The organism is Streptomyces sp. NPDC006516 (genome assembly GCF_040611875.1).
In the GTDB taxonomy this organism is placed as follows: domain Bacteria; phylum Actinomycetota; class Actinomycetes; order Streptomycetales; family Streptomycetaceae; genus Streptomyces.
On record NZ_JBEXPD010000008.1, the window covers coordinates 32,906 to 49,648 of the forward strand.

Below are 16,743 nucleotides of genomic sequence, written 5' to 3' on the forward strand. Positions count from 1 at the left end.
GCTCCCTGCTCACCGGCTGCCGGGAATTCCCGTCAGACCCCCCTGAACCCCGAATCGCAGATCAGGACCAAAGTGGCCTATTCATACGAAGCCCCAGTTTCGCAGACGCTTTTCGACCGTGCGTCCCACGTGACGCCCGGTGGCGTGAACTCTCCCGTGCGCGCCTTCCGTGCCGTGGGCGGTACGCCCCGGTTCATGGTGTCCGGTACGGGTCCGTACCTCACCGACGCCGACGGCCGTGAGTACGTCGACCTCGTGTGTTCGTGGGGCCCTATGATCCTGGGCCACGCGCACCCCGAGGTCACCGCCGCCGTCCAGGCCGCGGTGGCCCGCGGCACCTCCTTCGGTACGCCGGGTGAGGGGGAGGTCGCTCTCGCCGAGGAGATCGTGGCCCGGATCGAGCCCGTCGAGCAGGTGCGGCTGGTGTCGTCCGGCACCGAGGCGACCATGTCGGCGATCCGGCTGGCCCGTGGCTTCACCGGGCGCTCCAAGGTCGTGAAGTTCGCCGGGTGCTACCACGGGCACGTCGACGCGCTGCTCGCCGCCGCCGGCTCCGGGGTCGCCACCTTCGGCCTCCCCGACACGCCCGGGGTGACCGGGGCGCAGGCGGGCGACACGATCGTGCTGCCGTACAACGACCTGGAGGCCGTGCGCGCCGCCTTCGCCGCGCAGCCGGGCGAGATCGCGTGTGTGATCACGGAGGCGTCGCCGGGCAACATGGGCGTCGTCCCGCCGCTGGACGGCTTCAACGCCGGCCTGAAGGAGATCTGCGCGGCCGACGGCGCGCTGTACATCTCCGACGAGGTGATGACCGGCTTCCGCACGTCGAAGGCCGGCTGGTACGGCATCGACGGGGTGCGACCCGACCTGATGACCTTCGGCAAGGTCATGGGCGGCGGCTTCCCCGCCGCGGCCTTCGGCGGCCGTGCCGACGTGATGGCGCACCTCGCCCCCGCCGGTCCCGTCTACCAGGCGGGCACCCTCTCCGGGAACCCCGTCGCCACCGCCGCGGGCCTCGCCCAGCTCCGGCTGCTCGACGACGCGGCGTACGCGAAGGTCGACGCGGTCTCCGCGGAGCTGCGTTCCCTGGTGGGCGAGGCGTTCACCAAGGCCGGTGTCGCGCACACGGTGTCGGCGGCGAGCAACATGTTCTCCGTGTTCTTCACCGACGAGCCGGTCCGTGACTACGAGGACGCGAAGAAGCAGGAAGCTTTCCGCTTCACGGCCTTCTTCCACTCGATGCTGGAGCAGGGCGTGTATCTGCCCCCGTCCGCGTTCGAGTCCTGGTTCGTCTCCACCGCTCACGACCAGCGGGCGGTGGAGCGGATCGCCGAGGCGCTTCCCGCCGCCGCCCGTGCCGCATCGGAGGCCACCGCATGAGCGAGAACAGTGCGAAGGACATCACCGTCGTCCATCTGATGCGCCACGGTGAGGTGCACAACCCCGACGGAGTGCTCTACGGGCGCCGCGCCGGCTACAGCCTGTCCGAGCTCGGCCGCCGGATGGCCGACCGGGTCGCCGAGCACCTGGAGAAGCGCGACATCACGTACGTCGTGGCCTCTCCGCTGGAGCGCGCCCAGGAGACGGCCACGCCGATCGCCAAGTCGCACGACGTGGAGCTGGCCACCGACGAGCGCCTCATCGAGGCGGCCAACGTCTTCGAGGGCAAGACCTTCGGGGTCGGCGACGGCGCCCTGCGCAGGCCCGAGAACTGGAAGCACCTCACCAACCCCTTCAAGCCGTCCTGGGGCGAGCCGTACATCGAGCAGGTCGTGCGGATGATGGGCGCGCTGGACGCGGCGCGCGACGCCGCGCGGGGGCACGAGGCGGTCTGCGTCAGCCACCAGCTGCCGATCTGGATCGTGCGGAGCTTCGTGGAGCGGCGCAGGCTCTGGCACGACCCGCGGAAGCGGCAGTGCACCCTGGCCTCGCTGACGAGCTTCACGTACCAGGGCGACAAGATCGTGTCCGTCGGATACACCGAGCCGGCCCGGGACCTGGTCCCGGCGCACCTGCTCGCGGGTGCGAAGCCGGTCAAGGGCAAGTCGAAGGCGTTCGGGGCATAGCTCCTCGCCACCCGCGCCCCGGACGCTCGCGGGTGCGCTGTTCTGACTGTCATGTGCAGCACCTGTAAGGGTCTGTTCACGTGACAACTTTTGTGATTATCAGCGGAACCGTCGTGTTGTTTTCCTCATCTAAGCCATCGCCAGTTTGTATGGCATTGAGGTAATACGACCGCAGATGGGGACGCTATGCGTGAAATCAACCGAAGGGGCCTGCTCGGGGCCGGACTCGGAGCCGCAGCCGCACTGTCGATGACCGGCTGCGGCTCCCTCGGTTCCCCGGAAGGCGGCGAGCCGGAGCCAGGGAAGGGTCCCAAGGGCGGCAAAGGGACGCACGGGAATGGCGGAGGTTCTCCCGAAAAACGCGTCCGGCTCATCGGGGACGGTTCCACGGCCGACACCGGAAAGCAGCCGAACCAGCCCGCCGCCCCCGTCCCGCTCGAACCCGGTCAGACGCCCCCGCAGTTCGTGATCTTTTCCTGGGACGGGGCGGGCGAGGTCGGCAACGGACTCTTCCCGCGCTTTCTCGAACTCGCCCGGGAACACGACGCGGCGATGACCTTCTTCCTCTCCGGCCTGTATGTGCTGCCCGAGTCGAAGAAGTCCCTCTACCAGCCGCCTAACAACCCGCGGGGCGCGTCCGACATCGGCTATCTCACCGACGACCACGTCAAGCAGACCCTGAAGTACGTCCGCCAGGCGTGGCTGGACGGGCACGAGATCGGGACACACTTCAACGGGCATTTCTGCGGCGGTTCCGGATCCGTGGGCAACTGGACGCCCGAGCAATGGCGGAGCGAGATCGATCAGGCGGTCTCGTTCGTCACCGAATGGCGGACGAACACCGGCTGGCAGGATCTCGAACCCCTGCCGTTCGACTACCGCAAGGAACTGGTGGGGGGCCGCACCCCGTGCCTGCTCGGCCAGGACAATCTGCTGCCCACCGCGAAGCAGCTGGGCTGGCGCTACGACGCGAGCTCGCCCGGCGGACTCCAGATGTGGCCCGAGAAGCGCCAGGGAGTATGGGATCTTCCGCTCCAGGGCATTCCGTTCCCCGGGCACAGCTTCGAAGTCCTCTCCATGGACTACAACATCCTCGCCAACCAGTCGAAGAATTCGACCAACGGCATGCCGTCGCGCTATCCGGGCTGGCGCACCCAGGCCACCGGGGCCTATGTCGCGGGATTCGAGCGCGCCTACGAGACGAACCGCGCGCCTTTCTACGTCGGCAACCACTTCGAGGAGTGGAACGGCGGCATCTATATGGACGCCGTGGAAGAGGTCCTCAAGCAGATCGCGGGCAAGCCGGACGTGCGCCTCGTCTCCTTCCGGCAGTTCGTCGACTGGCTCGACGTACAGGATCCGGCGGTGCTCGCGAAGCTTCGTACCCTTCAGGTCGGAGAGGCGCCCGAGGGTGGCTGGAACGCCTTCTTCAAACAGGCCTGACAAGGGGCTTCACGGGCACCGAGGGGGGTGCGGAAGATCCCTGGAACTGCCATGCGAAACTTTTCACATGAGCTCTGGCCGTGCACCCCGACGCCGCTCCACCCTGCTCGCCGCCACCGTCGTGGCCGGTGCCCTGACCCTGTCCGCGTGCGGCGGGGAGGGCAGTCGGGCGGGCGGCGGCGGCAACACGAACTTCGTCACCGGCAGTGGCGGGATCTCCACCGTCGCCAAGGGTGAGCGCACCGACGCGCCGAAGCTCGCGGGCCCCGCCCTGGACGGTACGACCCTGGACATCTCCGACTACAAGGGCAAGGTCGTCGTCCTGAACTTCTGGGGATCGTGGTGCGGTCCCTGCCGCGCGGAGGCCAAGCACTTCGTGAAGGTCTCCGAGGAGATGAAGGACCAGGGCGTGCAGTTCGTCGGCGTCAACACCCGCGACCCCCAGAAGTCGCTCGCGGTCAGCTTCGAGGAGGACTTCGGGGTCACCTACCCGAGCCTCTACGACCCGACGGGCAAGCAGCTCCTGCGCTTCCCCAAGGGCACGCTGAACCCGAAGGCCATCCCGTCGACCGTGGTCGTCGACCGCGAGGGGAAGCTCGCCGCCCGCTCGCTCGCGGCGCTCGACGCCACGAAGCTGCACGAGATGATCGACCCGCTGGTCGCAGAGAAGTGACCCCCGCACTCCAGCTGGCCGCGACCACCGGTGGAAACGAGACGGTGGTCAGCGGGGCCCTCATAGTGGCGCTGCCCATCGCTCTGCTCGGCGGGCTCGTCTCGTTCTTCTCACCGTGCGTCCTGCCGCTCGTGCCCGGCTACCTCAGCTACGTCACCGGCGTCAGCGGCGCCGATCTCGCCGAGAGCCGACGGGGCAGGACTGTCGCCGGCGCCTCGCTCTTCGTCCTGGGCTTCACCGCCGTGTTCGTGTCGGGCGGCGCGCTCTTCGGCTTCTTCGGCCAGACGCTCCAGGAGTACAGCGGGACCCTCTCCAAGATCCTCGGCGCACTGATGATCCTCATGGGGATCTTCTTCATGGGGCTCCTGCCCTGGATGACGCAACGCGAGTTCCGCATCCACAAGCGGCCGGTGACCGGGCTGGCCGGGGCACCGCTCCTCGGCGCCCTCTTCGGGATCGGCTGGACGCCCTGCCTCGGCCCGACGCTCGCCTCCGTCAACGCGCTCGCCTTCGACCAGGCGACCGCCGGGCGCGGGGCGGTCCTGTCGGTGGCGTACTGCCTCGGGCTCGGCGTCCCCTTCGTCCTGGCGGCGATCGCCTTCCGCCGGGCGCTCGGCGCGTTCGGCTGGGTCAAGCGCCACTACGCATGGGTCATGCGGATCGGCGGCGGCATGATGATCGTGACCGGAATTCTCCTGCTGACGGGTGCGTGGGACGTGCTCATCCAGGAGATGCAGGTCTGGTCCAACGGCTTCACTGTGGGGATCTGAGTCCATGAGCAACACGAACACCACGGACGAGCGCGACCTCGGCCGGGCCGGGGAGCAGCTCTCCACCGCCCCGCGCGAGGAGTCCGCCGCCGCCGTGCCCTCGATGGGCGTCATCGGCTGGGCCCGGTGGTTCTGGCGGCAGCTCACCTCGATGCGGGTCGCGCTGATCCTGCTGTTCCTGCTGTCCCTCGGCGCCATCCCCGGCTCGCTGATCCCGCAGAACAGCGTGGACGAACTGAAGGTGCAGACCTTCAAGGAGGCCCACACCACGCTCACCCCGGTCTACGAGAAGCTGCAGCTGTTCGACGTCTACAGCTCGGTGTGGTTCTCCGCGGTCTACATCCTGCTGTTCGTCTCGCTGATCGGCTGCATCGTCCCGCGCACCTGGCAGTTCGTCGGGCAGCTGCGTGGCCGCCCGCCGGGCGCGCCGAGGACGCTGACCCGGCTGCCCGCCTACACCACGTGGCGCACCGACGCCGCGCCCGAGCAGGTCCGCGAGGCCGCGCTCTCCATCCTGCGCAAGCGGCGCTTCCGCTCGCACGCCGTCGGTGACGCGGTGGCCGCCGAGAAGGGCTATCTGCGCGAGGCCGGGAACCTCCTGTTCCACATCGCGCTGATCGTCATGCTCGTGGCGTTCGGCTGTGGACAGCTCTTCAAGTCCGAGGGCGGCAAGCTCGTCGTCGAGGGCGACGGGTTCGCCAACACCATCACCCAGTACGACGACTTCAAGTCCGGTTCGCTCTTCGACGACGACGACCTCGCCCCCTTCAGCTTCGACCTCGAGGACTTCGTCGGCACGTACGAGCGCAGCGGTCCCCAGCGCGGTACACCCCGGACCTACGAGGCCCGGGTGACGTACGCCGAGGGCGCGGACGGCAAGGCGAGGAAGAAGGTCATCGAGGTCAACAAGCCGCTCGTCGTCGACGGTACGAAGGTCTACCTCAACGCGCACGGCTACGCCCCGGTCCTCTCGGTCAAGGACGGCAGGGGCAAGGAGGTCTACCGGAGCGCGGTGCCGCTGCTGCCCATCGACAACAACGTCACCTCGACCGGTGCCATCAAGGTGATGGACGGCTACAAGGACAAGAACGGCAAGAAGTCGCAGCTGGGCTTCCAGGCGTTCTTCGTGCCGACCTTCGCCGGTGACGGCCAGGGCACGATGTTCTCGCAGTACCCCGGCCTCGACTACCCCGTCCTCGCGCTCAACGGCTATCACGGCAGCCTCGGCGTGGATTCGGGGCTGCCGCAGAACGTCTACCAGCTCGACACGTCCAAGATGAAGGAATTCAAGGACAGCAACGGGGACCAGCTCAAGAAGCGGCTCCGCCCCGGCGAGACCATGCAGCTGCCCGACGGCGCCGGCTCGATCACCTTCGAGGGTGTCGAGGAGTGGGCCAGCTTCCAGATCTCACGTCAGCCCGCCAGCGGCTGGGCCCTCACCGGCGCCGTCGCGGCCATCGCCGGACTCGCCGGCTCGCTCTTCATCCAGCGCCGCCGGGTGTGGGTGCGGGCCGTGCAGGGACCTGACGGGACTACCGTCGTCGAGATGGCCGGCCTGGGCCGCAGTGAGTCCGCGAAGCTTCCCGAGGAGCTGGCGGACCTCGCCGTCACGCTCAACACCGTGGCGCCGACCGCGCCCGACCCCGAACCCGAGTCCGCACAACCCTCCGAAGAGCCTGCCGAAGGGGCTGAGAAGTGAATCTCGCCGCCGCAACCAACGAGAACCTGGCGAATGTCAGCAACACGCTGATCTATTCGTCGATGGCCGTCTACACCCTGGCCTTCTTCGCGCACATCGCGGAGTGGGTGTTCGGCAGCCGCAGCAAGGTCGGCCGCACGGCCGCAGCGCTGAAGAAGGACTCGGCCGCCGGCACCGGCGCCGTCACGGTGCGGGTCGCGCAGCAGGGCGGCACCGCCGTGCTGGAACGGCCCAAGATCATCACGCGTTCGGCCGCGGGTGACCGCGACGTACCGGACGGTCCCGGTGCGGCGGGCGGCACCGTCAAGGGCGACCTGTGGGGGCGCATCGCGGTCTCGCTGACCGTGCTCGCCTTCGCCGTCCAGGCGGGCGGGGTCGTCGCGCGCGCCCTGTCGGTGCAGCGTGCCCCCTGGGGCAACATGTACGAGTTCTCGATCACCTTCTCCACGGTGGCCGTCGGCGCCTACCTGCTCCTGCTGGCGCTGCGGAAGAACGTCCGCTGGATCGGCCTGATGCTGGTCACCACGGTGCTGCTCGACCTCGGCATCGCGACCACCACGCTCTACACCGACAGCGACCAGCTGGTACCTGCCCTGCACTCCTACTGGCTGTGGATCCACGTCTCGACGGCCATCATCTGCGGCGCCGTGTTCTACCTCGGGGCCGTCGGCACGCTGCTGTACCTCTTCCGCGACAGCTACGAGAACAAGATCGCGAATGGCGGGACCCCCGGCAAGTTCGCCACCTCGGTCCTGGAGCGGCTGCCTGCCGCGAAGTCGCTGGACACCTTCGCCTACCGCATCAACGCGGCGGTCTTCCCGCTGTGGACGTTCACGATCATCGCGGGCGCGATCTGGGCGGGCGACGCCTGGGGCCGTTACTGGGGCTGGGACCCCAAGGAGGTCTGGTCCTTCATCACCTGGGTCGCGTACGCCGCCTACCTGCACGCCCGCGCGACGGCCGGCTGGAAGGGCCGCAAGGCCGCCTACCTGGCGCTCGTCGCCTTCGGCTGCTGGCTCTTCAACTACTACGGCGTGAACATCTTCGTCACCGGCAAGCACTCCTACGCCGGGGTCTGACCGTCACGGCCACGAGGGCGCGACCGCACCGGAGCGGTCGCGCCTCGTGGCGTGTACGGCCGTCAGCCGAGCGGGGTGTCCAGGACCGCCTTGCGGTGGCTGAAGGTGTCCAGGGAGTACCGGCCGTGGTAGCTGCCCATGCCGCTCTCGCCGACCCCGCCGAACGGCAGGTCCGACACGGTCAGATGGGCCAGCGGGAGCCCGAGGCCCACGCCGCCGGACGAGGTCTCGGTCAGCAGCCGTTCCCGGACCGCCGGGTCCTCGGTGAACGCGTACAGCGCCAGCGGCTTGTCCCGGCCGTTGACGAAGGCGACGGCCTCGTCGAGCCCCTCCACGGTGAGGACCGGCAGGACCGGGCCGAAGATCTCCTCGCGCATCACGGGCGAGTCCGGCGCCACGTCGGCCAGCACGGTCGGCGCGATGTACTTCGTCCCACGGTCGTGGGTGCCGCCGGTCACCGTACGGCCGGAGCCGAGAAGGCCTACGAGCCGGTCGAAGTGCCGCTCGTTCACGATCCGCCCGTACTCGGGGTGGACCGACGGGTCCGCGCCGAACAGGCCCTCGACCGCGGCGGCGAGCGCCTCCTCCAGTGCGGGGGCGGTCTCCGGGTCGGTCAGGACGTAGTCCGGGGCCACGCACGTCTGGCCGGCGTTGAGGAACTTGCCCGAGACCAGCCGGGCGGCCACCGTCCTCAGATCCGTGCCGCGGTCGACGAACGCGGGCGACTTGCCGCCCAGTTCCAGGGTGACGGGGGTGAGGTGGCGCGCGGCAGCGGCCATCACGATCCGGCCGACCGTGCCGTTGCCCGTGTAGAAGATGTGGTCGAAGCGCTCGGCGAGCAGCGCGGTGGTCTCCGGCACCCCGCCCTCCACCACGGTGACCGTGTCGCGGTCCAGATACTCCGGCAGCAGCCTCGCTATGACGGCCGAGGTGGCGGGCGCAAGCTCGCTGGGCTTCGCCACCACGGTGTTGCCCGCGGCCAGCGCGCCGGCGACGGGGGCGAGCAGCAGCTGCACCGGGTAGTTCCAGGGCGCGATGACGAGGACGACCCCGAGCGGGTCCCGCACAGTGCTCGCGGTGGCTCCGGCGAGCACCGCCGGTACGGGGGCGGGCTCCGGGCGCAGCCATTGCGCCAGGTGTTCGAGGGTGTGGTCGATCTCGCGGACCGTGAAGTCGATCTCGGTCCGGTAGGCCTCCTTGCGGCTCTTGCCGAGATCGGCGTGGAGCGCTTCGGCCAGTTCGTCACCGCGCTCGGTCAGGAGCGCGCGCAGCCGGGCCAGCCGGTCCTCACGCCAGGCGAGGTCCCTGGTGTGTCCGGTGCGGAAGGCGGCGCGGAGCCGTGCGACGACATCGGCGGGGGACTCGGTGGTACGGGCGCCGGCGGGGCTCACAGGGCCGCCACGATCTCGCGCGCCAGCTGTTCCGAGGAGGCGGGGTTCTGGCCGGTGTGCAGATTGCGGTCGTGCACGGTGTGCACCGCCCACGGGTCCGCGGCGGAGTACTGGGCACCGAGTTCCACGAGCCGGTTCTCCAGCAGCCAGGGTGCCTTGGCGGCGAACCCTGCCTGGGTCTCCTCGGCGTTGCTGAAGCCGGTCAGGCGGTAGCCGGCGAAGGGCCAGCTGCCGTCCTCACGCCGGGCGGGCAGCAGGGCGGCGGGGGCGTGGCACAGGACGCCGACGTGCGTGCCGTTGTCGAGGGCGGCGGTGAGCAGCCGGCCGGACACCGCGTTGACGGCCAGGTCCTCCATGGGACCGTGTCCGCCGGGGTAGAAGACGACGTCGTACGAGGTGGGGACGACGTCCTCGAGCCGCGCCGGGATGCGAAGCGTCTCGTCGATCGAGGCGAGGTACGAGGCCACGGCGTCGGCCCGCTCCTGGCCGCCGTTGGCCTCGGCGGCCAGGCTGGCCTCGTCCACGGTGGGGGCGACACCGCCCGGGGTGGCGACGGTGATGTCGTAACCCGCCTGGGTGAAGACGCGGTGCGGTGCGGCGAGTTCCTCGGCCCAGAAGCCGGTGGGGTGGGTGGTGCCGTCGTTCAGGGTCCAGTGGTCGGCACCGGTGAGGACGAAGAGTACGGAGGGCATGGGGGGCTCCCTACGAGACGCGAGGCACATGAGACATGAAGCTTGATATGCTCAAGCAATACCGTTCATGTAACGGCCCAAAGTTGAGCATGTCAAATGAATGCGGGTGCGTGGCGGACAGAGGCCCGGGCCTCCGGAGCACGTACCGATCGAAGGATGACCGACCATGACCACGGAACCGGCACCCCGCGCCGTCCCTACTCCGGACGAACTGCTGGAACCGCTCGCGGTGGTCGTCCGCGGCCACCACGACGACCTCACCGCCGTCGCCGGCCGTCATGGCCTCAGTACCTCGCAGGCGAGGGCGCTGATCGCCCTCAACGAACCCATGCCCATGAGTGCCCTGGCCAGTCATCTGGTGTGCGACGCGTCCAACGCGACCGGCCTGATCGGCCGCATGGAGGCCCGCGGCCTGGTCACGCGCACCCCGGCGCCGGGCGACCGCCGCTCCAAGGTGGCCTCCCGCACCGCGGAAGGCACCGAGCTGGCGCACCGCATCCGCGCCGAGATGCGCGTGGTGCACGGCGCGCTGGAGGCGCTCACCCCCGAGGAGCGCACGGCTCTGCTGCCCCTGCTCGACCGGCTGGGGCGACTGCTGTCCTCATAGGCCCCTCACGAGGACGCCCTCATGAGGGGGACGTCATGAGCCTGCCGGCGGGGTCGGACCCTCGGGGCCGGCGCCGTTCTCCCGGCGCTTGATCTCCTCCTCGCGGCGGCGCAGGTCCGCCTCCCAGTCCTTGAGGAGCGACTCGTCCTTCTTGTTCTCGCCCTTCAGCGACTTCAGGAAGTCCGGGTTGTCGTCCGGTGCCACCCAGGTGGTGCGGTGGGAGCGGTGCCACTCCGAAGGCGTACGGCCCCCGGTGGGCGGCGTGCGCATCTTGCCCGCGGCCAGCCAGACGATCGGGCCGACGATCCAGAACAGCAGGATGATGAAGACCCAGGCCACCTTCGGCAGGTGCTTCGCCTCGTCCTCGGGGGTGTTCAGGCAGTCGATGAACGCGTAGATCGTCAGTGCCAGCGGCAGAAGGTAGATCAAGGCCCTGAGCATCGTGAAGGTCCCCCGCGATGAGATGGGGAGGCGCTGTCCCGCCCCCGGTGACGGGCCCAGGGTAGCCGGTGGCAGATACTGGACGTTATGGCTTACGACGATCTTCGCTCCCTGCTCCGGGCTCTGGAGCGCGAGGGCGATCTCAAGCGCATCAAGGCCGAGGTCGACCCGTATCTGGAGGTCGGCGAGATCGTCGACCGGGTGAACAAGGCGGGCGGCCCCGCGCTCCTCTTCGAGAACGTCAAGGGGGCGTCCATGCCCCTTGCCATGAACGTCTTCGGGACGGACAGACGGCTTCTCAAGGCGCTGGGGCTGAAGTCCTACTCCGAGATCAGCGACAAGATCGGCGGCCTCCTCAAGCCGGAGCTGCCGCAGGGGTTCGTCGGGATCCGGGAGGCGTTCGGGAAGCTCGGCGCGGTGACCCACCTGCCGCCGAAGAAGGTGAAGTCCGACAGCGCCCCGGTCCAGGAGGTCGTCCTGACCGGTGACGACGTGGACCTCGACCAGCTGCCCGCGCTCTTCACCTGGCCCGGCGACGGCGGCTCCTTCTTCAACCTGGGGCTCACGCACACCAAGGACCCGGAGACGGGCATCCGCAACCTCGGGCTCTACCGCCTCCAGCGCCACGACAAGCGCACCATCGGGATGCACTGGCAGATCCACAAGGACAGCCGCAACCACTACCAGGTCGCGGCCCGGCGCGGTGAGAAGCTGCCCGTGGCCATCGCCTTCGGGGCGCCGCCCGCGGTCACGTACGCCTCCACGGCTCCGCTGCCCGGGGACATCGACGAATACCTCTTCGCCGGCTTCGTGCAGGGCAAGCGGATCGAGATGGTCGACTGCAAGACGGTGCCGCTCCAGGTGCCCGCGCAGGCGGAGGTCGTCATCGAGGGCTGGCTGGAACCGGGCGAGATGCTGCCCGAGGGCCCCTTCGGCGACCACACCGGCTTCTACACCCCGCAGGAGCCTTTCCCCGCGCTGAAGATCGACTGTGTGACGATGCGCAAGCGCCCTCTGCTCCAGTCGATCGTCGTGGGCCGGCCGCCCACCGAGGACGGTCCGCTGGGGCGGGCGACCGAGCGCTTCTTCCTGCCGCTGCTGAAGATCATCGTTCCGGACATCGTGGACTACCACCTGCCGGAGGCCGGCGGTTTCCACAACTGCGCGATCGTCTCGATCGACAAGAAGTACCCGAAGCACGCCCAGAAGGTCATGAGCGCCATCTGGGGGGCGCACATGATGTCGCTGACCAAGCTGATCGTGGTCGTGGACTCCGACTGTGACGTGCACGACCTGCACGAGGTCGCCTGGCGGGCGCTCGGGAACACCGACTACGCACGCGACCTGATGGTCACCGAGGGCCCGGTCGACCATCTCGACCACGCCTCCTACCAGCAGTTCTGGGGAGGCAAGGCGGGCATCGACGCGACGCGCAAGCTGCCCGAGGAGGGGTACACGCGGGACGGGGGCTGGCCGGAGATGGTCGAGTCCGACCCGGAGACGGCGGCGAAGGTCGACCGCCGGTGGAAGGAGTACGGCCTGTGAGCGCATCGGCCTCGGCGGCGGCTGTCCCGCATCCGCGCGGCAAGTCCCGCGCGTTCCTGCGACTGGTGATGATCGAGCACTCGGTCTTCGCGCTGCCCTTCGCCTACATCGCCGCGCTGACCGCGATGTTCCAGCTGGACGAGAACATCCACTGGGGCACGCTGCTGCTCGTGACCGTCGCGATGGTCGGGCTGCGTACGTTCGCCATGGCCGCCAACCGGATCATCGACCGGGAGATCGACGCCCGTAATCCGCGTACGGAGGGCCGGGAGCTCGTGACCGGTGCCGTCACGGTGAGGTCCGCGTGGACCGGGGCGATCGTGGCCCTCGCCTTCTTCCTCGGCGCCGCCGCCCTGCTCAACCCTCTCTGTCTGGCGCTTGCGCCGGTCGCCGTCGTGCCGATGATCGTCTATCCGTACGGCAAGCGGTTCACGAACTTCCCCCACGCGATCCTGGGTCTGGCCCAGGCCATCGGCCCGATCGGCGCCTGGCTGGCGGTGACCGGGAGCTGGTCGTGGGACGCGGTGATCCTGGGGCTGGCCGTCGGCATCTGGATCGGTGGCTTCGACCTGATCTTCGCGTGCCAGGACGTGCGGGCCGACCGGGCCCACGGCGTGCTCTCCTTCCCCGCGCGCTTCGGCATCCCCGCCGCGCTGTGGGGCGCGAGGGTCTGCCACGTGGTGACAACCGGGCTGCTGGTGTGGTTCGGCCTCGCGACGGACGCGGAGATCTTCTACTGGATCGGCATGGCGATCGTCGCCGTCGCCTTCGTGTACGAGCACCGGGTCGTGCGGCCCCATGACCTGTCGCGGCTGAACCGGGCCTTCTTCTCCGTCAACGGCTTCATCGGGATCGCGCTGTTCGCCTGCGCGCTCCTCGACCTGCTGGTGCGGGGCCTCACACCGTGACGTAGTCCGGCCCCTGGGGGCGGCGGGGGCGGCGGAAGGCGAACGCCGCCACCACCCCGCCTATGAGGCCGAAGAGATGACCCTGCCAGCTGATGCCGGAGTCGGTCGGCAGCACGCCCCAGAGCAGCGAGCCGTAGACCGCGGCGACGAGCACGCCGAGGATGATGTCCAGGGGGCGCCGGTCGACGAAGCCGCGGACCAGCAGATAGCCGAAGAGGCCGAAGACCACGCCGGACGCGCCCAGCGTGACGGTGTTCGCGGGCGCGGTGAGCCAGACACCCAGACCGGACGTCAGGACCACCACGAGGACCACGGCGGCGAACCTGCCCGCGCCGCCCAGCGCCGCGATGAAGCCGAGGACGAGCAGCGGGACGGTGTTGGACGCCACGTGTTCCCAGCCGCTGTGCAGGAAAGCGGACGGCACGATGTCGGCCAGCTCCGCCGGCTCGCGCGGGCTGATGCCGTAGGAGTCCAGGGAGTGGCCCGTCGCCGTGTCGATGCCCTCCAGCACCCACAGCAGCGCGACCCAGGCCGCCATGACCGCACCGGCCGTGACGGCCCGCGCGGCGGCGCTCGTGCGTGTGCCCCTCATGGTCACCCCCTGTCCATCGCCGTTCCCTCATCCGTTGCAACGTCCGAGGGGCCTCGCCCGGTTCCTGTGAGGGCGCGCCGGATAGGCTCGGTGGTGTGAGAGCCGGGACTTCGATGAGTCAGCAGCAGCGTAGGCCTTGGATTGTCGGGGTCTCGGGCGCATCGGGCACGCCCTTCGCGGCCTCGGTGCTGCGTGGACTGCTCGCCGCGGGCGAGAGCGTCGATCTGGTCGTCAGCCGGGCCTCGCGGCTCACGCTCCTGGACGAGACGGGCATCGCCTTCCGTGACGCCCACTGGCGGGAGGACCTCCGCGACTGGCTGGCACGGGGCGCCGACGGGAAGCCGGACACCTTCCGGCCGGACATCGGCGCGGTGCGCCACTGGGCGGCGGGTGACCTGGCGGCCGGACCGTCCTCCGGGTCGTACCCGGCCAAGGGGATGCTGATCGTCCCGGCGTCGACGGCATGTGTGGCCGGGGTGGCGCTGGGGCTCTCGAAGGATCTGCTTCAGCGGGCCGCGAGCGTGACGCTCAAGGAGCGGCGCAAGCTGGTCGTCGCCGTGCGGGAGACCCCGCTCAGCGGCTCGACGCTGAAGCAGATGGTCGCGCTCGACGAGGTGGGCGCCGTGGTGCTGCCCGCCTCTCCGGCGTTCTACGCGGGGGCGACGCACATCCAGGACCTGGTGGACTTCGTCGCCGGGCGGGTGCTGGACGCGGCGGGAGTGCCGCACCAGCTGTACCGCCGATGGGAGGGAGAGCTCGGTGGAGCCTCCCGGGGCTGATCCCGAGGGGTCAGCGCTTCTTCCTGAACGCGCGCGGGGCGCGGGTCCGGTCGACGCGCTGGGCGGCGGCGGGCTGGTGGGCACGCGAGCGGTTGGCCAGGTCCTGCAGCTCGCGCATCCGGGCGTAGGCCATCTCGATCGAGTACACGGTGTCGTTCACTCCTGAAGATTCGAAAGCGTTTCTAGGGCGATGAGAAAGATTTACAGGGTGTAACCCCTGTTGTGCCTTAAATTCTACACGTAAACTCGCGGTACTGCTGAACAATGGAAGGTTTCAGTCATATGGACGCGGTGGACAGGCAGCTCATCCAGGCCCTCAGGGAGAACGGCAGGGCCTCGTACGCCGAGCTGGGACGGCTCGTCGGGCTCTCCGGGCCCAGCGTCACCGACCGCATCAACCGGCTGGAGACCGCCGGGGTGATCACCGGTTACCGCGCGACCGTCGACGCCGCGTCGCTGGGTCTCGGCGTCACCGCGCTGATCGGTATCTCGCTCTCGGACGCCGCCGACCACGAGGACGTCGCGCACCGGCTGAAGGAGCTCGCCGAGATCGAGGACTGCTGGTTCATCGCGGGCGACGACTCGTTCATGCTCAAGGTGCGTGTCGGTGACGTGGACGGCCTGGAGAAGACCATCCGCAGGCTGAGCGGCACCAAGGGCGTGTCCCGGACCCGCACGACGGTGGTGCTCTCCACCAAGTGGGAGAACCGGGTCGGGGAACTCCCCGAGGAGGCGTAGGCCCTCCCGTCCGGATCGCGCGGGACTCCGCCCGATCCGGACGTGAAGGGCCTGGCCACGGCCGGGCGGACGGGGGTGCCTGCGCCCGGAGGGCGGGGGAGTACGGTTGGCTGCCGGAGTCTGTTACGTAGATATGGAGGCGCCCTGGTGGACGCGGGACTCAAGCGCGAGCTGGAGGAGAAGGTCCGGGCCGGCGAGCGGCTGACCCGCGAGGACGGGATCGCGCTCTACGAGTCCGACGACCTGGCCTGGCTCGGCGGACTGGCCCACGAGGTCCGGACGAGGAAGAACGGCGACGTCGTCCACTTCAACGTCAACCGGCACCTCAACATGACCAACGTGTGCACCGCGTCCTGCGCGTACTGCTCGTTCCAGCGGAAGCCGGGCGAGAAGGACGCGTACACGATGCGCATCGAGGAGGCCGTCCGCCTCGCGAAGGCGATGCAGGGCGAGAACCTCACCGAGCTGCACATCGTCAACGGGCTGCACCCCACCCTGCCGTGGCGCTACTACCCGCGCTCGCTCAGCGCGCTCAAGGAAGCCCTGCCCGAGGTGGCGCTCAAGGCGTTCACCGCCACGGAGATCCACCACTTCGAGACGATCTCGGGGCTCTCGGCCTCCGAGATCCTCGACGAGCTGATCGACGCCGGGCTCGAGTCGCTGACCGGCGGCGGCGCGGAGATCTTCGACTGGGAGGTCCGCCAGCACATCGTCGACCACAACACCCACTGGGAGGACTGGTCGCGCATCCACCGGCTCGCGCACGAGAAGGGGCTCAAGACCCCGGCGACGATGCTGTACGGGCACATCGAGGAGCCCCGTCACCGCGTCGACCACGTGCTGCGGCTGCGGGAGATGCAGGACGAGACCGGCGGCTTCCAGGTCTTCATCCCGCTGCGCTACCAGCACGACTTCGTGGACATGAAGGACGGCAAGGTCCGCAACACCCTCCAGGCGCGGACGTCGATGGCGACCGGCGCGGAGGCCCTGAAGACCTTCGCGGTCTCGCGGCTGCTCTTCGACAACGTCCCGCACGTCAAGGTCTTCTGGGTGATGCACGGCGTGCAGACCGCGCAGCTCGCGCTCCAGCACGGCGCGGACGACATGGACGGCTCCGTCGTCGAGTACAAGATCACGCACGACGCCGACGACTACGGCACCCCGAACAAGCTCGGCCGTGAGGACCTGCTCGACCTCATCCGGGACGCGGGATTCCGGCCCGTCGAGCGCAACACCCGGTACGAGATCCTGCGCGAGTACCCGGGGCCGGACGCCGGGCGGCGCGAGACGCCCCAGCCCATGCGGGTCTGACGCCGTACG

Annotated in this window: 18 protein-coding genes; 13 read left to right on the forward strand and 5 right to left on the reverse strand. The window is 69.4% G+C overall.

Annotated elements, in window-relative coordinates:
• Nucleotides 1–72: 72 nt before the first annotated feature.
• From hemL to ccsB, 7 genes are all read left to right on the forward strand, one after another.
• Nucleotides 73–1,380 carry a glutamate-1-semialdehyde 2,1-aminomutase gene (gene hemL, locus ABZY45_RS21730; protein ID WP_356742143.1) on the forward strand — a complete coding sequence of 436 codons (1,308 nt, stop codon included), beginning with the start codon at nucleotides 73–75 and terminating at the stop codon, nucleotides 1,378–1,380.
• On the forward strand, nucleotides 1,377–2,066 hold the full coding sequence (locus ABZY45_RS21735) for a histidine phosphatase family protein (RefSeq protein WP_356742145.1): 690 nt from the start codon (nucleotides 1,377–1,379) through the stop codon (nucleotides 2,064–2,066). The genes hemL and ABZY45_RS21735 overlap by 4 nt, the downstream gene beginning before the upstream one ends.
• Nucleotides 2,067–2,252: 186 nt before the next feature.
• Nucleotides 2,253–3,509, forward strand: a complete 1,257-nt coding sequence (locus ABZY45_RS21740) for a hypothetical protein (protein WP_356742147.1) — start codon at nucleotides 2,253–2,255, stop codon at nucleotides 3,507–3,509.
• Nucleotides 3,510–3,576: 67 nt separating this feature from the next.
• The gene (locus ABZY45_RS21745) at nucleotides 3,577–4,182 is read left to right on the forward strand and encodes a TlpA disulfide reductase family protein (protein ID WP_356742149.1); all 606 of its coding nucleotides are present in this window, start codon (nucleotides 3,577–3,579) and stop codon (nucleotides 4,180–4,182) included.
• Nucleotides 4,179–4,952 (forward strand): cytochrome c biogenesis protein CcdA, encoded by a 774-nt coding sequence (locus ABZY45_RS21750; RefSeq protein WP_356742150.1) that lies wholly within the window; start codon nucleotides 4,179–4,181, stop codon nucleotides 4,950–4,952. The genes ABZY45_RS21745 and ABZY45_RS21750 overlap by 4 nt, the downstream gene beginning before the upstream one ends.
• A 4-nt stretch (nucleotides 4,953–4,956) precedes the next feature.
• Nucleotides 4,957–6,651 (forward strand): cytochrome c biogenesis protein ResB, encoded by a 1,695-nt coding sequence (locus ABZY45_RS21755; protein ID WP_356742152.1) that lies wholly within the window; start codon nucleotides 4,957–4,959, stop codon nucleotides 6,649–6,651.
• Entirely contained in the window at nucleotides 6,648–7,730 is a 1,083-nt protein-coding gene (gene ccsB, locus ABZY45_RS21760; protein WP_356742154.1) for a c-type cytochrome biogenesis protein CcsB, read from the forward strand. The genes ABZY45_RS21755 and ccsB overlap by 4 nt, the downstream gene beginning before the upstream one ends.
• Before the next feature lie 62 nt (nucleotides 7,731–7,792).
• Here ccsB and ABZY45_RS21765 read toward each other — a convergent pair whose 3' ends face one another.
• Both ABZY45_RS21765 and ABZY45_RS21770 read right to left on the reverse strand, forming a co-directional pair.
• Nucleotides 7,793–9,121, reverse strand: a complete 1,329-nt coding sequence (locus ABZY45_RS21765) for an aldehyde dehydrogenase family protein (protein ID WP_356742156.1) — start codon at nucleotides 9,119–9,121, stop codon at nucleotides 7,793–7,795.
• Nucleotides 9,118–9,813 carry a type 1 glutamine amidotransferase domain-containing protein gene (locus ABZY45_RS21770; RefSeq protein ID WP_356742157.1) on the reverse strand — a complete coding sequence of 232 codons (696 nt, stop codon included), beginning with the start codon at nucleotides 9,811–9,813 and terminating at the stop codon, nucleotides 9,118–9,120. Before ABZY45_RS21770 ends, ABZY45_RS21765 begins: the two co-directional genes overlap by 4 nt.
• Nucleotides 9,814–9,979: 166 nt before the next feature.
• On the opposite strand from ABZY45_RS21770, the gene ABZY45_RS21775 reads away from it, so the two are divergent.
• A complete protein-coding gene (locus tag ABZY45_RS21775; RefSeq protein WP_033301617.1) occupies nucleotides 9,980–10,420 on the forward strand; it encodes a MarR family transcriptional regulator in 441 nt (146 codons plus the stop codon).
• Between the two features lie 33 nt (nucleotides 10,421–10,453).
• Here the strand turns inward: ABZY45_RS21775 and ABZY45_RS21780 are convergent, their stop codons facing one another.
• Nucleotides 10,454–10,861: a PLD nuclease N-terminal domain-containing protein gene (locus ABZY45_RS21780; RefSeq protein WP_356742159.1), complete on the reverse strand. Its 408-nt coding sequence runs from the start codon at nucleotides 10,859–10,861 to the stop codon at nucleotides 10,454–10,456.
• An 87-nt stretch (nucleotides 10,862–10,948) separates the two neighbouring features.
• Between ABZY45_RS21780 and ABZY45_RS21785 the strand changes: the two genes are divergently transcribed.
• The gene (locus ABZY45_RS21785) at nucleotides 10,949–12,406 is read left to right on the forward strand and encodes a menaquinone biosynthesis decarboxylase (RefSeq protein ID WP_356742161.1); all 1,458 of its coding nucleotides are present in this window, start codon (nucleotides 10,949–10,951) and stop codon (nucleotides 12,404–12,406) included.
• Nucleotides 12,403–13,314 (forward strand): menaquinone biosynthesis prenyltransferase MqnP, encoded by a 912-nt coding sequence (gene mqnP / locus ABZY45_RS21790; protein ID WP_356742162.1) that lies wholly within the window; start codon nucleotides 12,403–12,405, stop codon nucleotides 13,312–13,314. Before ABZY45_RS21785 ends, mqnP begins: the two co-directional genes overlap by 4 nt.
• Here the strand turns inward: mqnP and ABZY45_RS21795 are convergent.
• Entirely contained in the window at nucleotides 13,304–13,906 is a 603-nt protein-coding gene (locus ABZY45_RS21795; protein WP_356742163.1) for a rhomboid family intramembrane serine protease, read from the reverse strand. The genes mqnP and ABZY45_RS21795 overlap by 11 nt on opposite strands.
• Before the next feature lie 113 nt (nucleotides 13,907–14,019).
• On the opposite strand from ABZY45_RS21795, the gene ABZY45_RS21800 reads away from it, so the two are divergent.
• A complete protein-coding gene (locus ABZY45_RS21800) occupies nucleotides 14,020–14,685 on the forward strand; it encodes a UbiX family flavin prenyltransferase (RefSeq protein ID WP_356742165.1) in 666 nt (221 codons plus the stop codon).
• Between the two features lie 10 nt (nucleotides 14,686–14,695).
• Here the strand turns inward: ABZY45_RS21800 and ABZY45_RS21805 are convergent, their stop codons facing one another.
• Nucleotides 14,696–14,845 carry a hypothetical protein gene (locus ABZY45_RS21805; protein ID WP_356742166.1) on the reverse strand — a complete coding sequence of 50 codons (150 nt, stop codon included), beginning with the start codon at nucleotides 14,843–14,845 and terminating at the stop codon, nucleotides 14,696–14,698.
• A 122-nt stretch (nucleotides 14,846–14,967) separates the two neighbouring features.
• Between ABZY45_RS21805 and ABZY45_RS21810 the strand changes: the two genes are divergently transcribed.
• Nucleotides 14,968–15,423 (forward strand): Lrp/AsnC family transcriptional regulator, encoded by a 456-nt coding sequence (locus ABZY45_RS21810; protein ID WP_356742167.1) that lies wholly within the window; start codon nucleotides 14,968–14,970, stop codon nucleotides 15,421–15,423.
• Between the two features lie 147 nt (nucleotides 15,424–15,570).
• Nucleotides 15,571–16,734, forward strand: a complete 1,164-nt coding sequence (gene mqnE, locus ABZY45_RS21815) for an aminofutalosine synthase MqnE (protein WP_203186852.1) — start codon at nucleotides 15,571–15,573, stop codon at nucleotides 16,732–16,734.
• The last annotated feature ends 9 nt before the right edge of the window (nucleotides 16,735–16,743 follow it).

What these genes read in the sequence shown, in the direction of transcription:
- ABZY45_RS21735 (WP_356742145.1), top strand. Translation starts at nt 1,377, where the DNA reads ATGAGCGAGAACAGTGCGAAGGACATCACCGTCGTCCATCTGATGCGC.
- ABZY45_RS21740 (WP_356742147.1), top strand. Translation starts at nt 2,253, where the DNA reads ATGCGTGAAATCAACCGAAGGGGCCTGCTCGGGGCCGGACTCGGAGCC.
- ABZY45_RS21745 (WP_356742149.1), top strand. Translation starts at nt 3,577, where the DNA reads ATGAGCTCTGGCCGTGCACCCCGACGCCGCTCCACCCTGCTCGCCGCC.
- ABZY45_RS21755 (WP_356742152.1), top strand. Translation starts at nt 4,957, where the DNA reads ATGAGCAACACGAACACCACGGACGAGCGCGACCTCGGCCGGGCCGGG.
- ABZY45_RS21770 (WP_356742157.1), bottom strand. Translation starts at nt 9,813, where the DNA reads ATGCCCTCCGTACTCTTCGTCCTCACCGGTGCCGACCACTGGACCCTG.
- ABZY45_RS21775 (WP_033301617.1), top strand. Translation starts at nt 9,980, where the DNA reads ATGACCACGGAACCGGCACCCCGCGCCGTCCCTACTCCGGACGAACTG.
- ABZY45_RS21780 (WP_356742159.1), bottom strand. Translation starts at nt 10,861, where the DNA reads ATGCTCAGGGCCTTGATCTACCTTCTGCCGCTGGCACTGACGATCTAC.
- ABZY45_RS21785 (WP_356742161.1), top strand. Translation starts at nt 10,949, where the DNA reads ATGGCTTACGACGATCTTCGCTCCCTGCTCCGGGCTCTGGAGCGCGAG.
- ABZY45_RS21795 (WP_356742163.1), bottom strand. Translation starts at nt 13,906, where the DNA reads ATGAGGGGCACACGCACGAGCGCCGCCGCGCGGGCCGTCACGGCCGGT.
- ABZY45_RS21800 (WP_356742165.1), top strand. Translation starts at nt 14,020, where the DNA reads ATGAGTCAGCAGCAGCGTAGGCCTTGGATTGTCGGGGTCTCGGGCGCA.
- ABZY45_RS21810 (WP_356742167.1), top strand. Translation starts at nt 14,968, where the DNA reads ATGGACGCGGTGGACAGGCAGCTCATCCAGGCCCTCAGGGAGAACGGC.